We start from the raw sequence: 13,436 nt of genomic DNA on the forward strand, positions 1-13,436 counted from the left end.
AGCACACCATGAGCCATTCCTTCCATACCGTCTTTCCGGTGGCGGACCTGCCGCCCGGAGCCAGCAAGGCCGTCCAGATCGATGGCCACAACATTCTTGTCGGCAACTCCGCCGGGGAGTTCTTTGCGGTGCAGAACCGCTGCACCCACCAGGACTCCCCGCTCGAAGGCGGCCGGATCCGCAACGGCCTGATTGCCTGTCCCCTCCACGGGGTGATGTTCGACGTCAAGACCGGCTGCGGCCGGGGCCAGATGGGACGGGTGCCCCTGCGCACCTACGCGCTGCAGGTGTCGGACGGGCAGATCCAGGTGTCCGTGGACGCCCCGGTGGCCGCCTGAGGGTAAGCACATGAACGAGCGCATTCCGATGCCCCTGATCCCCGGCGACTATGCCGGGCTGCCCCCGGGGGCAGCCCGCTGTCCCGGGCCCAGTGTTCAGGACATCGTGGCCCGGGACGCGGTGCCTGCGCCGCAGATCCTCCGCGAGTCCCACTACGAGTTCCTTGGCGAGACAGACATCGATTACCGCCGCTACACCTCCCGGGAGCACTACGAGCAGGAGATGACCCATCTCTGGGCGAAGACCTGGCAATGGGCCTGCCGTGAGGAGCACATCCCCCAGGTGGGCGACTACTACGTGTATGAGATCGGCCATCATTCGGTGCTGGTGGTGCGCACCGGGGAGGGCATCAAGGCCTATTACAACTCCTGCCTGCACCGGGGCACCAAGCTGCGCCCGGAGGAGGGGATGGGTTCGGCCCAGGAGCTGCGCTGTCCCTTCCACGGCTGGACGTGGACCCTGGAGGGCGCCCTCAAGAGCGTGCCCTGCGCTTGGGATTTCCCTCACGTAAAGCCGGAGACCTATCGTCTGCCGGAGTTGCGGGTGGGCCTGTGGGGGGGCTTCGTGTTCATCAATCTGGACGAAAACGCGCCGTCCCTGGAAAGCTATCTGGAGGTGCTGCCCGAGCACTTCCGTGACTGGGACCTGGGCCAGCGCTACACCGAACTGCACATGGGCAAGATCCTGCCGTGCAACTGGAAGACCGGGCTGGAGGCCTTCATTGAGTCCTACCACGTCCTCGAGACCCATCCCCAGCTACTCCATGGTACCGGCGACGCCAACGTCCAGTACGACGTGTATGGCGACCACGTGACCCGCTTCTATGCCGTGGGTGGGGTTAACAGCCCCCATCTGGATGAGCCTCTCAGCGAGCAGGCGTTGGTGGACAGCATGCTGATCGGTGACCGCTCGGTAGTGAATGACGCGCTGGTGGTGGGCGAGGGGGAGACCGCCCGCACCGTGATGGCCCGCTTCCTCCGCAAGGTGCTGGGTGACAAGTACGGTAGCGACCTCTCCGGGGTGTCCGATGCGGAGATGATCGACACCATCGAATACCACCTGTTTCCCAACATGGTGCTGTTCCCGGGGGTGTCCCTGCCGATGGTCTACCGCTTCCGTCCCCTCAAGGACGACCCGGAGCGCTGCCTGTTCGAAATCCTGTTCCTGCGTCCGCTGCCGGAGCAGGGCCTGCCTCCCGATCCTCCCGAGATGGTGCTGGTGGGAGAAGAGGAATCCTACTCGGTGGTCAAGGCCCTGGACCCGGTGCTGGCCCGGGTCTACGACCAGGACACCGCCAACCTGCGGGCCCAGCAGCAGGGTTTCCGGGCCTCGAAGAAGCCTGGCCAGACCCTCGGCAACTACCAGGAAGTCCGCATCCGCCATTTTGAACGGGCTGTGGACCGCTATCTGGCCCGTGGCTTCAGCAAGGAAGAAAACCGATGAACGACCGTGTTCCCATGTCCCTGATTCCCGGCGATGAGGCCGGCCTCCCCCCGGGCGCTGCCCGCTGCCCCGGTCCCAGCGCCCGGGATATCGTCGCCCGGGACGTGAACCCGCCGCCCCAGGTGTTGCGGGAGACCCGCTACGAGTTCCTCGGCGACGAGGACATCGACTACCGCCGCTACACCTCCCGGGAGCACTACGAGCAGGAGATGACCCATCTCTGGGCGAAGACCTGGCAATGGGCCTGCCGCGAGGAGCACATCCCCCAGGTGGGCGACTACTACGTGTATGAGATCGGCCATCATTCGGTGCTGGTGGTGCGCACCGGAGAGGGCATCAAGGCCTATTACAACTCTTGCCTGCACCGGGGCACCAAGCTGCGCCCGGAGGAGGGGATGGGTTCGGCCCAGGAGCTGCGCTGTCCCTTCCACGGCTGGACGTGGACCCTGGAGGGCGCCCTCAAGAGCGTGCCCTGCGCCTGGGATTTCCCCCACGTGAAGCCGGAGGCCTACCGTCTGCCGGAGTTGCGGGTGGGCCTGTGGGGCGGCTTCGTGTTCATCAATCTGGACGAAAACGCGCCGTCCCTGGAAAGCTATCTGGAGGTGCTGCCCGAGCATTTCCGCAACTGGGATCTGGGCCAGCGCTATACCGAGGTGCATCTGGGCAAGATCCTGCCGTGCAACTGGAAGACCGGAATGGAGGCCTTCATCGAGGCTTACCATGTCTTCGAGACCCATCCCCAGCTGCTCCAGGGCACCGGCGATGCCAACGTCCAGTACGACGTGTACGGTGATCACGTAGCCCGTTTCTACGTGGCGCTCGGCGTCGCCAGCCCCCATCTGGACAAGCCTCTCAGCGAGCAGGCGTTGGTGGACGCCATGCTGATTGGTGACCGCTCGGTGGTGGGGGACGAACTGGTGGTGGGCGAGGGCGAGAGCGCCCGTACCGTGATGGCCCGTGTCCTCCGCAAGGTACTGGGCGAGAAGTACGGCAGGGATCTGTCGGGGGTGTCCGATACGGAAATCATCGACACCATCGAATACCACCTGTTTCCCAACATGGTGCTGTTCCCGGGGGTGTCCCTGCCGATGGTCTACCGCTTCCGTCCCCTCAAGGACGACCCGGAGCGCTGCCTGTTCGAAATCCTGTTCCTGCGTCCGCTGCCGGCCCAGGGCCTGCCCCCCGACCCCCCCGAGATGGTGCTGGTCAGCGAGGAAGAGTCCTATGCGGTGGTCAAGGGGCTGGACCCGCTGCTGGCGAAGGTCTACGACCAGGACACCGCCAACCTGCGGGCCCAGCAGCAGGGTTTCCGGGCCTCGAAGAAGCCTGGCCAGACCCTCGGCAACTACCAGGAAATCCTCGTCCGCCACTTCGAGCGTACCGCGGACCGCTATCTGGCCCGTGGTCAGGCGGACAGCTGAGACCATGGATGCGCTCAAGGTGGTGAGTTTTATCCGGCGGCGGGCGGACTTCGGTCTGGCCGAGTTCAGCCAGTACTGGCGGACCACCCACAAGGATCACGCGCTGGCCCTGGCGGAGGCCGGCTTCTTTCAGGGCTACATCCAGAACCACGCCGTGGAGCCCCAGCCCGATGGCCTGACGCGGATCGCCGACGGCGCGCCGGAGCTGTGGATCCGTGACCTGGCGGATCTCCAGCGTCTGGTGGACAGCCGGGAGTACCGGGAAGGCGCCGGCCCGGACGAGGCCCGTTTCATGACTCCACCCGCGGTTTCCTGCGTGGTCCGGGAACGGCTGGTTGCCGGACGCTCCCGGGGGCCGGCCCTGGCTGGGGCCGTCAAGCTGATGCTGGTGGTGGACCGGGATCCGGGACTGAGCCGGGAGGCCTTCCAGCGTTGCTGGCTGGCTGACGATGGTCCTCTGGGGCGGCCGGCAGTGAGTCCCCTGCGGCTGACCCGCCAGGCTGTCCAGGCGGGTCCCGAAGACACCCCCTTCGATGGGGTCGAGTGCAGCTGGTGGCCTGACACCGCTGCTGCCCGGCAGGCCTGGAGTTCCCGGGACAACCAGGCCGGCCAGGGGCTGGTGGACCGGCGCAGTCTGCGCGGTCTGCTGGTGCGGGAGGAGATCGTCCTGGCTCCCCCGGAGCCGGCCTGAGTTTCAAATCAATACGTTGACAAGGAATACCCAATGATCGGACAGATTCTGCAGGACAAGGTAGCCATCGTCACCGGTGGCGCCCAGGGCATGGGCGCCGCGACAGCGATCCTGTTTGCCGAGGCCGGCGCCCGCGTGGTGGTGGCCGACATGAATGAAGCCGAGGGCCGGGCCGTGGTGGCCTCGATCGAGAAAGCCGGTGGTGTGGCCATGTTCCACAAGGTGAATGTGGCCATTGCTGCCGAGGTGGAGGGGCTCGTCCGGGCCACCGTGGAATGCTTCGGCCGCCTCGATGCGGCTGTCAATAACGCGGCCGTGACCCCTGACACCCATGTGCTGTCGGAAATGGACGAGAGTCAGTTCGACCGGGTGATCGCGGTGGATCTGAAGGGCGTGGCCCTGTGCCTCAAGTATCAGCTGGCCCAGATGATCCGCCAGGGTCAGGGAGGCTCCATCGTCAATATCGGTTCAGTCAGCTCCTTCCGTCCGCAGCCCACCAATGGGGCCTATGTGGCCGCCAAGCATGGGGTGATCGGCCTGACCAAGGTTGCCGCCCTGGAAAACGGCGAGCACAACATCCGCGTCAATGCGGTGGCGCCGGGTGCCATCGATACCCCCATGCTGCGCAATGCCCTGGCGGCGATGAAGGTCACCGAGGCGGACTTCGCGCCGGCCTTGAGCCTGCTGGGCCGCTTTGGCGAGGCCCGGGAAGTGGCCCAGGCCAGCCTGTGGCTGGCATCGGATCTGGCCTCCTACGTGACCGGCACCACCATCAACGTGGATGCCGGTTACGCCAACCGTTGAACCATCCAAACCATCACAACAACACGTAGTACCACCACCCAGAAGGAGACAAGCATGAGCGATGTGAATGAACTGGCCCTGTTGCAGGAACTGGAAGACAAGGAAGCGCTGCGCACCCTGAATGCCCGCTTTGCCCGCGCCCTCGACCGGGCCGACCGGGATCTGCTGGCGGGCCTGTGGGCCGCCGGCGCTCAGGTCGAGGACGGCGCCTTTGCTGGCCCGGCGAGCGAATACGTGGCCGCTGCGGTGAATCCGGCCGGCCTGGAGCGGAGTTTCCACTCCATTTCCAACGAGTTCTTCCTGATCGAAGGAGACAAGGCCCGGGGCGAGGTGTACGTGATCAACGTGGCCACCTGGAACAAGGAGGGGGGCAAGACCGACACCCTGATCGGTGGCCGCTACGTGGATGAATATGCCCGTGTGGAGGGCGCCTGGAAGTTTGCCCGCCGTACCTTCATCCATGAGTGGAACATGAGCTTCCCGACCACCGCCGTGTGGGACGAGGGCCTGTTCGGCATGATCAAGCTGCGTGGCCTGCGCAGCAAGGATGACCCCATCTACACCGTCCTCGGAGAGCGCTGATGAGCACCGCTGCCCGCATCCGCGCCCTGGCGGACAAGCAGGCCATCTACGACCAGATGTGCCGCTACATCCAGGCCGTGGACCGTTGTGACCTCGACCTGCTGAAGTCCACCTTCCACCATGACGGTTCGGTGGTTTTCGGCATCTTCGACGGCAACGCCCACGATTTCTGCGAATACGACATTCCCTTCATCAAGGACAACCTGGTGTGGGCCTTTCACCGGATCGCCAACGTGGACATCCAGCTCGATGGCAATCGCGCGGTGGCCGAGTCCTACATGCTGGGCAATGCGGCCGCGGCCCTGCCCGACGGGGCCCTGATCAACTGCCCCGACAACATGCGCTACCGGGATGTCTGGGAAAAGCGTGATGGGGTCTGGCGCATGTGGAAGCGCGACCTGGTGATGGACTGGAACGCCTGCTGGCCCTATGCCGGGCGCACTGACGGCGAGTTTGCGGCGTTCCGGGTCCAGGGCACCCGGGGCCGCGAGGACCGGGTCTACCAGCTTGGGCTGGTGGCTTGAGGGTGGCGGGCGTAATGGACGAGGTCACACTCGATACCTTGCTCGATGAGGCGCGCATCGGGAAAGTCCTGATGGGCTATGCCGAAGCCCTGGACCGGCGGGACTGGCCAGCGCTGGAGCAGGTGTTTACCGCCGATGCCACCGCCCATTACACCTCCATCGGCCATTTCGAGGGCCGGGAGGCGATCATCGAGGTGGTTCGCCAGGCCCTGTCAGTCTGTGGCCCGACCCAGCACCTGATCGGCACCGTGCGCATCGCCGTGCATGGGGATGGCGCCACGGCCCGGTGTTACCTGCAGGCCATCCACGCCGGGCTGGGTGACTACCGCGACCGGACGCTGACCGTCTGGGGGGAGTACCGGGATCGTCTGGTACGCCGTCCGGAAGGCTGGCGCATTGCCCATCGGGAACTGGCCCTGATCCACATGAGCGGCGACATTGGCGCCACGGCCCTGAGTGCCGGGTGAAACCCGGATTGAACAAGGATATGACATGCGTTTTTCCAGCAAGACTGTATTGATCACGGGTGCCGGTTCCGGCCTGGGTCAGGCGACGACCCTGCGACTGGCCGCCGAAGGCGCCCGCCTGTCCCTGGTGGATGTGGGGGCGGGAGCCCTGGAGCAGACCCGGCGTCTGATCGCCGAGGCCCATCCCCAGACGGAACTGCTGCTGACCGTGGCGGACGTGACCGACGAGCAGGCGGTCCAGGCCTTCGTCCAGGCAACCGTGGACCGCTTCGGTGCCATCGATGGCTTCTTCAACAATGCGGGGGTCGAGGGCAAACAGAACCTCACCGAAGACTACGGCATCGACGAATTCCTGCGGGTGGTTAATGTGAACCTCAACGGAGTCTTCTATGGCCTCAAGCACGTGCTGGCGGTGATGCACCGCCAGGGTCACGGCGCCATCGTCAATATGGCCTCCGTGGGCGGTTTGCGCGGGGTGGGCAGCCAGTCTGGGTACTCGGCCAGCAAGCACGGCGTCGTCGGCCTGACCCGTAACTCCGGAGTCGAGTACGGTCAGTTCGGCGTCCGCGTCAATGCGGTGGCGCCGGGAGCCATCATGACCCCGATGGTCGAGGGATCCCTGAAGCAGATGGGGGGCGACAACTGGGAGGCGGTGGGACGGGAATTCGTCAGTGTCAATCCCATGAAACGCTTCGGCAGGCCGGCGGAAGTGGCGGGCACGGTTGCCTTCCTGCTCTCCGACGATGCCAGCTTCATCAACGCCACGGTCGTCCCGATCGATGGCGGTCAGTCCTACAAATATTGAGGGAAGTACCGATGATCAGTGGAATCCACCATGTGGCCATTTCAACGCCGGACCTGCCCCGGGCGCTGGCCTTCTACCGGGACCTGCTGGGTTTCCGGGAGGTGTCCCGCACGACCTGGGGCTCCGACCAGCCCAAGATTGACCAGGTGATGGCGCTCGAAGGAACCGCCGCCACCACCGTGATGCTCCAGTTGGGTGCCATCTGTGTGGAGCTGTTCCAGTTCGAGGCACCTCCTCAGCCCGAGGCTGCGGCCACGGGTGAGCGCAAGGTGCACAAGCATGGCATCACCCACCTGTGCTTCGACGTGGACGATGCGGAAGCGGAATACCAGCGTCTGCGGGCTGCCGGGGTCCGCTTCCACGTGCCGCCCCAGGATTTCGGGGTGGTACGGGCGACCTACGGCCGCGACCCCGACGGCAACGTGTTCGAACTCCAGCAGATCCTTTGATCTCCTCCGGGCCGCCTTGTCCAGGGTGGCCCGGGTCTTTTTCCGTCCCAGCCCATGACCGGTTCGAAGCCCATTGCCGAGGCGGGAGGGCGGCTGCGGCTCAGCCAGCCCCTCAAGAGCCTGCGCACTCGCCAGCAGATCCTTGATGCCACCCTCCACTGCCTGGTGGACTGGGGCTACGCCCATACCACCAATGAGGCGATTGCCATGCGCGCCGGTCTGTCCCGGGGTGCGGTAACCCACCATTTCCCGTCCCGGGAGGTACTCTTCCGGGCCTTTGCCGACTATCTGATGGATGTGCGGCTGGTGGAGTACCGGGCCATGGTCCGGGCCGTGGTGGCCAGTCTCGAGGGCAGCTCCGGCTTCGAGGCGATGCGCCTGACCCTGGATCTGATGGATGAGGACTACGTCACCAGTCCTGGATTTCACGCCCTTCAGGAGCTCCTGCAGGGCGCCCGGGGCGAGCGCTTTCTCGGCCGGCTGGTGGCCCGTCTGGCCCAGGAGATCGATGTCCGGGAAACCCAGGTACGGGCCGAGCTGCTGCCTGTCTGGCAGAATCTGCCGGAAATCAGTGAAATGCTGCGGGATCTGACCGTCTACGTGCTGGTCAGCCTGACCATCAGCCCGGAGGCCTGTAGCGATGCAGCCCGGCGCAGCCGCCTGCTGGACGTGGTTGCTGAAGCCGCCGCCCGGGAACTGGAGCAGGCCCTGATACGGCAGGCCAGCGCACAGCCCTGAAGCGCTGGCCGGTCCACGTCCGGCAGCCCGCCTCCACAAGGGGAGGCGGGTCCGGGCGATCAGCGGATCGTTTCACCCCCGTCGATGACGAATTCGGCGCCCGTCACGTGCCGGGATTCGTCGGAAGCCAGGAAGACCACCATGGCGGCAACCCCTTCCGGACTGCCCTGGCCGTGGTTGTTCAGCTGGTCCAGGGCTCCGCTGGTGGCATCTGACAGCGCCACTCCTGCGCTGGCGGTCATGGGGGTCTCGTGGGCGCCGGGCAGGATCACGTTGCAGCGGATCCCGTCCCGTTTGTTGTAGCAGTGGATGGCCACGCTCCGGGTCAGGGAGCGGATGGCCCCCTTGGCCGCCGTATATGAGGCGATTTCCCCGATTCCCATGATCGCGGCGATCGACGAGATGTTGATGATCGAGCCGCCCCGGCCGGTCTTGCGCATGGCCGGAATGGCATGCTTGCAACCCAGGAAGGTGCCCTCGGACATCACCGCATTGACGAAGCGGTATTGCTCCAGCGGGGTGTCCTCCACCGAAGTGAATTGCACCAGGCCTGCATTGTTGACCAGCACATCCAGTCCGCCAAAGTGCTCTACTGTGGCGGCGATGACCGATTGCCACTGGGCTTCGTCGCGGACGTCATGGCGCAGAAAGAGCGCGCCGGGGATGCTCGCCGCAGTCTGCCGTCCCAGTTCCTCATTGACGTCCGTCAGGACCACCCTGGCACCTTCCCGGGCCAGCATGCGGGCATCGGCAGCGCCCAGACCGGAAGCCGCGCCGGTGATCAGTGCAACTTTTCCTTCAACACGTCCCATGTTTTTCTACTCCAGTGATATCAGGTCAGGTGCTCCGGCACCAGGCCGGAGCGGGGTGAGGCGCGCCTCTCCCAAGGGGAGAGGCGCGGGCTGAGCAGGCTTACTTGACGCCGCTACCGGCCAGGGCTTCGGGGGTGTACCAGGCGGAAGGCATGGGCTTGGTCACCACCCAGCCGGTCTTGTTGAGAGAGTAGGCCTGGCGGACGTAGGAGCCGGTCTGCAGGTCATACACGGTGAACTCCTCGCTCTGACCACCCTCGGCCTCATAGAAAGAGGTCGGATGCATCTGGACGAAGCGATAGATCGCCCCGGATGCGTCATAGGATTCGGCAACGCCGGCCCCGCCGAGCAGATCCTCGTCGAAGTAGAAGGTCCGGCGCGGGTAGATGTGACGCTTGCCTTCCTTCAGGGTGGCCTCCACGACCCAGACCCGGTGCAGCTCCCAGCGTACGCAATCCGGGTTCAGGTGCTGCTTGGTGAGGACGACGTCACGTCCGCAGACGGTCTGGTCCTGGATCTTGTACATGTTGTAAGGAATGTAGAGCTCCTTCTTGCCGACCAGCTTGAAGTTGTAGCGGTCGAGCTGCCCAAAGAAGAGCGAGGAGTCATCCACGGTGCCGATGCCGGCACCGGTCGGCGAGGGCGTGTCATAGCCGACGTCGGGGGAGAGTTTGATCCGGCGCTGGCCGGCCAGGTAGGTCCAGGCTTTGCGACCCACGTTGTTCATGTCGAGGGAGTCATGAATGACCAGTTTCTCGCCGGCCTTGCGTACGGGAGAGTGGTAGTCCATGCGCCGCAGATCCCACATTTCGTCACTGCCCAGAGGCGTGCTGCGCTTGGGGTCGAAGGGCGTGTTCAGGGTCCGGGTGGACCAGCCTGAGGTGTCGATCTTGTTGCCGGAGACATCCACCACGGTGGATTGAGCGTCATCGATACCGAAAGAATAGGCCTGGAACTTGAGGATCCGGTTCCACATCATTTCGCTGCCGTTCTTGGGGATCGGGAAGGGGGTGCCGCCCCAGCAGTTCTCGAGCCCCAGCCCGTCAGCCGTCAGCTTGCAGCTCGTCGCGTTCTTGATGGAGTTGTCCAGGAAGGCCTTGGGGTACTTGAAGGTCCGGTGGCTCGGAAAGACATCCATCCGGAAGGTCGCGTACTTCTTGAACATCGCCTTCTGGCCTTCGCTCAGCTTGTCGGCGTGCTGGGTGTAGTTGGCGGGCGTGATGCTCAGGAGCGGCTTCTCGTTGGCGAAGGGGTCAGGACGGATACCGGGTTTGGCCGGGTCGTAACTGGGGGGGGGATTCTTCAGGCCACCGGTATACGCCGGGATGGTGCCATCCTTGTTGCCAGCGATTTCCGCTCCCCAGGGCGTCAGGGTAGTGCCCAGTTTTTTCGCTTCTTCGGCGGTCACGGCCGCGCTGGCCGTACCGGCAATGGTCAATCCGACGAGGACGGCCAAGGTTTTGAGGCGTGCATGCATGAATGATTTCCTTGTTCTGCGGGATGTCAGAAATTGGTCTTGAAGGTGATCGACAGCCAGCCGCGGTCATGGGTCAGGCCACTGCCGTTGGAACTCGCCATTCCACGGGGACCGATACCCGGTACGACACCGTAGTAGGAGTTGGGGCCGGCGGTGTAGTTGCCATAGGCATCGTTGTAGGCGATGTCCAGCTTGTATTTCTGCTGATAGTCGAAGCCGACGCCGATGCTGTAGGTGCCTGATCCTTCATTGCCGCCGAAGGGGACGGGGGAGTTGCCGAAGAGGCCGATGCCGGCGCTGATCGGCAGGGAGATGTCGACACTGGGAAAGACCTGATACCAGACCGGCGCAAAAGACATCTGGAAGCCCAGGGCATCATCGGTGGCGCAGCCGTTGCGCACGCCGCAGGTGGCTGTGGTGCGGTTGAAGAAGGCCTCGCTGCCGCTATTGATGCTCTGCAGCTTGCTGTACGTCAGCTCCATGGTCAGTGGCGCAGAGTCGAACAGAGCGGTCTTGCCGAAGTAGGTCACCGAGTTCAGGACCCCGTGCCAGGTGCTGCCGGTGGGCAGGCCGCCGCCGTTGGTGGCGAGGGCGGTGTCCTGGCGATGGACGAGTTCCATACCGACGGAGGTGGAGCCCACCAGGGTGGAAAAGCTGATGCCGGCGAGCTTCACGTCCTTGGCGTAGGCGTTCTGGAGGGCTCCAGCCTGGGCGTTGAACACGATGTTGGGCAGCTTGTCGTCGAACTTGCGGTAATACACGCCCAGGGTGCCCCCGAGGGTACTGCTCTTGATCCGCGTATTGATACCCCAGCTGCCGGTATTGCCCGGCTTCTTGTAGGGACCGCTGCTCATGTCACCCAGGAAGGCCGGACCCTGGGGGCCGGAAAGGGTGCCGCCCAGGAAGAAGGGGTCCACCGCAGACTGGAAGGTGCCGCCCTCTGAGATGCGGTAGGGGGCCCATTCCATCTGGTACTGGCCGGCAATGCTGATGTCGTTGGTCAGCTGGGCCTGCATGGACAGCTGGTTGAGGGGAAGGAACATCTCCTTGGCTTCAATGCCCGGCGTGGCTGCAGCCTTGCGGAAATCAGCCGCACTCTGGGAATAGGAGACGCCGTGGATGGGTGAGAACAGTGATTCGCCCCAATAGACCGTATGGCGACCCAGGCGCATGGAGATGGGCACTTCACCCACATCCACCTTGCCGAACACAAAGGCATCCAGCAGTTCGCCCGATTTTGTGTAATAGCGTTTGGCGGTACTTCCCATCCGGTAGTTGGGATAGGCATTGCCCTGGCCGAAGCCGGGGTTGGCCTGGGCATAGGCCTTATAAGCCGGATTCCCGTCCACGTCACCGTTGTAGGCAGCGTCGTACCAGGCCATCCCGGAAACGCGGGCGCCGAAGTTTTTCTTGTAGATCAGGTCGACTTCCGAAATCAGGTCGATCCGGTTGGTGACAACGTCACCCCGGTCGAACTGATGGTTGCCGCCCTGCAGCATCCAGGTGTCTCCAAGCGTCTGGTCCCGCTGATTCATGCGGAAGCCGAGGTTGTATTTGACCGTATTGTCCCAGCGCAACTCGAGGTCCGGATTGCCTGTGTCGATCTCCATGGCAGAGGCGTGGCCGGCCATGATTGCAAGAGCAGCGGCCACGGCGACATGCAGGGAGCTGACCGCAGTCATTCTGGGGTAATCGTTGTTCCTCAAAGCGTTTCCTCCTTATGGTTTTCATGGTTGTGGCAGCCGATCCCGCCACCACACTGTGCTGCATCCAGCTGTTAAAACAGCTTTATTTGTTTTTATTCGGGTTGTAAAACAGAGCCGGGGGATTACGCGCGGTCTTGTTGCAGCCTGACCAGCAGCTTGCCCCGGTTCTCACCGGTGAACAGCTTGGCAAAGCTGGGGATGGTGCTCTCCAGGCCGACCGAGATGTCCTCGCTGAACTTCAGCTGGCCACTCTTCAGCCAGCCTTCCATCTCGTCGATGGCGGCGGGGAACTGATCCTTGTAGTACAAGGTCAGGAAACCCCGCACGGTGGCGCAGCGGGCCAGGATCTGCCAGTAGTGGTAAGGCCCGGGGATCGGGCCGCTCCTGGTGTAGTCGCCGATGGCGCCGCAGAAGGCGACCCGCGCGAACATGGCCAGGTTGAGGAGAGCCGCGTCGAGGATCTCTCCGCCCACGTTGTCGAAGAAGATGTCCACGCCCCTGGGGCACAGTTCGGCGATGTCGCGGGAGAGCTGCTCGGTGTTCTTGCCCTTGTAATTGAAGGCGGCATCGAAGCCGAGCTCCTCCACCAGCATCCGGCATTTCTCGTCGCTGCCGGCAATGCCCACCACCCGGCAGCCCTTGATCCTGGCGATCTGCCCGGCAATGGAGCCTACCGCGCCGGCAGCAGCGCTGATCAGGGCGGTCTCGCCGGGCTTGGGCTGGCCGATGTCGAGCAAGCCGAAATAGGGGGTGAGCCCCATCGCACTGAAGATGCTCAGGTGGTAGTGAAGGGGAAAGCCCGGGCGTTTCTCGACTCGGTGGAGGCTTTCACCGGCCACCACCGAATAGTCTTCCCAGCCGCCGCAGGCGTAGGCCACGCCGTGGTCGCCAGGCTTGAAATCCGGGTGCCGGCTTGCCACCACCCGGCCGAGGGTGGTGCTGCGCACGGGCTCGCCCAGGGCAATGGGCGGAAAATAGCTGCAGTCCGGCTTCATCCAGCTACGGATGGCCGCGTCCAGGGACAGGTAGAGGTTTTCGATCAGGACCTGCCCTTCGGCAGGCTCCGGCATGGGGACTTCGCGCAGGGCGAAGTCGTCCGGACCGGGGATGCCGTCGGGGCGGCGGGCGAGGGTAATCCGGCGGTTGGAGCGCGGCGGCATGGCGATGTCCTGACAGGG

15 protein-coding genes are annotated in these 13,436 nt (G+C 64.3%); 11 read left to right on the forward strand and 4 right to left on the reverse strand.

What is annotated here, in order from left to right:
* The first annotated feature begins 8 nt into the window (after positions 1–8).
* Genes PHD22_RS00255 through PHD22_RS00305 form a run of 11 tightly spaced genes read left to right on the forward strand, consistent with a single transcriptional unit; the run spans position 9 to position 8,263 of the window.
* The gene (locus PHD22_RS00255; RefSeq protein ID WP_299860537.1) at positions 9–338 is read left to right on the forward strand and encodes a Rieske 2Fe-2S domain-containing protein; all 330 of its coding nucleotides are present in this window, start codon (positions 9–11) and stop codon (positions 336–338) included.
* A 10-nt stretch (positions 339–348) separates the two neighbouring features.
* Complete coding sequence (locus PHD22_RS00260) at positions 349–1,782, forward strand: aromatic ring-hydroxylating dioxygenase subunit alpha (protein WP_299860540.1); 1,434 nt, start codon at positions 349–351, stop codon at positions 1,780–1,782.
* Positions 1,779–3,203, forward strand: coding sequence for an aromatic ring-hydroxylating dioxygenase subunit alpha (locus tag PHD22_RS00265; protein WP_299860543.1), 1,425 nt, complete (start codon positions 1,779–1,781; stop codon positions 3,201–3,203). Before PHD22_RS00260 ends, PHD22_RS00265 begins: the two co-directional genes overlap by 4 nt.
* Before the next feature lie 4 nt (positions 3,204–3,207).
* Positions 3,208–3,894 carry an EthD domain-containing protein gene (locus PHD22_RS00270; RefSeq protein WP_299860546.1) on the forward strand — a complete coding sequence of 229 codons (687 nt, stop codon included), beginning with the start codon at positions 3,208–3,210 and terminating at the stop codon, positions 3,892–3,894.
* 33 nt (positions 3,895–3,927) lie between these two features.
* Positions 3,928–4,698: a glucose 1-dehydrogenase gene (locus PHD22_RS00275; RefSeq protein WP_299860549.1), complete on the forward strand. Its 771-nt coding sequence runs from the start codon at positions 3,928–3,930 to the stop codon at positions 4,696–4,698.
* 54 nt (positions 4,699–4,752) lie between these two features.
* A complete protein-coding gene (locus PHD22_RS00280; RefSeq protein WP_299860552.1) occupies positions 4,753–5,280 on the forward strand; it encodes a nuclear transport factor 2 family protein in 528 nt (175 codons plus the stop codon).
* Entirely contained in the window at positions 5,280–5,804 is a 525-nt protein-coding gene (locus PHD22_RS00285; RefSeq protein ID WP_299860555.1) for a nuclear transport factor 2 family protein, read from the forward strand. Before PHD22_RS00280 ends, PHD22_RS00285 begins: the two co-directional genes overlap by 1 nt.
* A gap of 14 nt (positions 5,805–5,818) precedes the next feature.
* A complete protein-coding gene (locus PHD22_RS00290) occupies positions 5,819–6,271 on the forward strand; it encodes a nuclear transport factor 2 family protein (protein ID WP_299860558.1) in 453 nt (150 codons plus the stop codon).
* 25 nt (positions 6,272–6,296) lie between these two features.
* The gene (locus PHD22_RS00295) at positions 6,297–7,076 is read left to right on the forward strand and encodes an SDR family oxidoreductase (protein ID WP_299860561.1); all 780 of its coding nucleotides are present in this window, start codon (positions 6,297–6,299) and stop codon (positions 7,074–7,076) included.
* Between the two features lie 11 nt (positions 7,077–7,087).
* Positions 7,088–7,525, forward strand: a complete 438-nt coding sequence (locus tag PHD22_RS00300) for a VOC family protein (protein ID WP_299860565.1) — start codon at positions 7,088–7,090, stop codon at positions 7,523–7,525.
* 54 nt (positions 7,526–7,579) lie between these two features.
* Positions 7,580–8,263 (forward strand): TetR/AcrR family transcriptional regulator, encoded by a 684-nt coding sequence (locus PHD22_RS00305; protein WP_299860568.1) that lies wholly within the window; start codon positions 7,580–7,582, stop codon positions 8,261–8,263.
* Positions 8,264–8,322: 59 nt separating this feature from the next.
* Here the strand turns inward: PHD22_RS00305 and PHD22_RS00310 are convergent, their stop codons facing one another.
* The 4 genes from PHD22_RS00310 to PHD22_RS00325 all read right to left on the reverse strand — a co-directional run bounded on the left by PHD22_RS00310 (position 8,323) and on the right by PHD22_RS00325 (position 13,418).
* Positions 8,323–9,075 (reverse strand): SDR family oxidoreductase, encoded by a 753-nt coding sequence (locus tag PHD22_RS00310; protein WP_299860571.1) that lies wholly within the window; start codon positions 9,073–9,075, stop codon positions 8,323–8,325.
* 100 nt (positions 9,076–9,175) lie between these two features.
* The gene (locus PHD22_RS00315; RefSeq protein ID WP_299860574.1) at positions 9,176–10,552 is read right to left on the reverse strand and encodes a DUF1329 domain-containing protein; all 1,377 of its coding nucleotides are present in this window, start codon (positions 10,550–10,552) and stop codon (positions 9,176–9,178) included.
* 26 nt (positions 10,553–10,578) lie between these two features.
* Positions 10,579–12,234, reverse strand: a complete 1,656-nt coding sequence (locus PHD22_RS00320; RefSeq protein WP_299860577.1) for a DUF1302 family protein — start codon at positions 12,232–12,234, stop codon at positions 10,579–10,581.
* Between the two features lie 146 nt (positions 12,235–12,380).
* Entirely contained in the window at positions 12,381–13,418 is a 1,038-nt protein-coding gene (locus PHD22_RS00325) for an NADP-dependent oxidoreductase (protein WP_299860579.1), read from the reverse strand.
* Positions 13,419–13,436: the final 18 nt, after the last annotated feature.

This window comes from Zoogloea sp. (assembly GCF_028693495.1).
In the GTDB taxonomy this organism is placed as follows: Bacteria; Pseudomonadota; Gammaproteobacteria; order Burkholderiales; family Rhodocyclaceae; genus Zoogloea.

Bases quoted from the DNA above. Each gene is read 5' to 3' on its own strand.
- PHD22_RS00310 (WP_299860571.1), bottom strand. From the start codon at position 9,075: ATGGGACGTGTTGAAGGAAAAGTTGCACTGATCACCGGCGCGGCTTCC.
- PHD22_RS00305 (WP_299860568.1), top strand. From the start codon at position 7,580: ATGACCGGTTCGAAGCCCATTGCCGAGGCGGGAGGGCGGCTGCGGCTC.
- PHD22_RS00285 (WP_299860555.1), top strand. From the start codon at position 5,280: ATGAGCACCGCTGCCCGCATCCGCGCCCTGGCGGACAAGCAGGCCATC.
- PHD22_RS00280 (WP_299860552.1), top strand. From the start codon at position 4,753: ATGAGCGATGTGAATGAACTGGCCCTGTTGCAGGAACTGGAAGACAAG.
- PHD22_RS00325 (WP_299860579.1), bottom strand. From the start codon at position 13,418: ATGCCGCCGCGCTCCAACCGCCGGATTACCCTCGCCCGCCGCCCCGAC.
- PHD22_RS00300 (WP_299860565.1), top strand. From the start codon at position 7,088: ATGATCAGTGGAATCCACCATGTGGCCATTTCAACGCCGGACCTGCCC.
- PHD22_RS00290 (WP_299860558.1), top strand. From the start codon at position 5,819: ATGGACGAGGTCACACTCGATACCTTGCTCGATGAGGCGCGCATCGGG.
- PHD22_RS00320 (WP_299860577.1), bottom strand. From the start codon at position 12,234: ATGACTGCGGTCAGCTCCCTGCATGTCGCCGTGGCCGCTGCTCTTGCA.
- PHD22_RS00270 (WP_299860546.1), top strand. From the start codon at position 3,208: ATGGATGCGCTCAAGGTGGTGAGTTTTATCCGGCGGCGGGCGGACTTC.
- PHD22_RS00295 (WP_299860561.1), top strand. From the start codon at position 6,297: ATGCGTTTTTCCAGCAAGACTGTATTGATCACGGGTGCCGGTTCCGGC.
- PHD22_RS00265 (WP_299860543.1), top strand. From the start codon at position 1,779: ATGAACGACCGTGTTCCCATGTCCCTGATTCCCGGCGATGAGGCCGGC.
- PHD22_RS00315 (WP_299860574.1), bottom strand. From the start codon at position 10,552: ATGCATGCACGCCTCAAAACCTTGGCCGTCCTCGTCGGATTGACCATT.
- PHD22_RS00260 (WP_299860540.1), top strand. From the start codon at position 349: ATGAACGAGCGCATTCCGATGCCCCTGATCCCCGGCGACTATGCCGGG.
- PHD22_RS00275 (WP_299860549.1), top strand. From the start codon at position 3,928: ATGATCGGACAGATTCTGCAGGACAAGGTAGCCATCGTCACCGGTGGC.
- PHD22_RS00255 (WP_299860537.1), top strand. From the start codon at position 9: ATGAGCCATTCCTTCCATACCGTCTTTCCGGTGGCGGACCTGCCGCCC.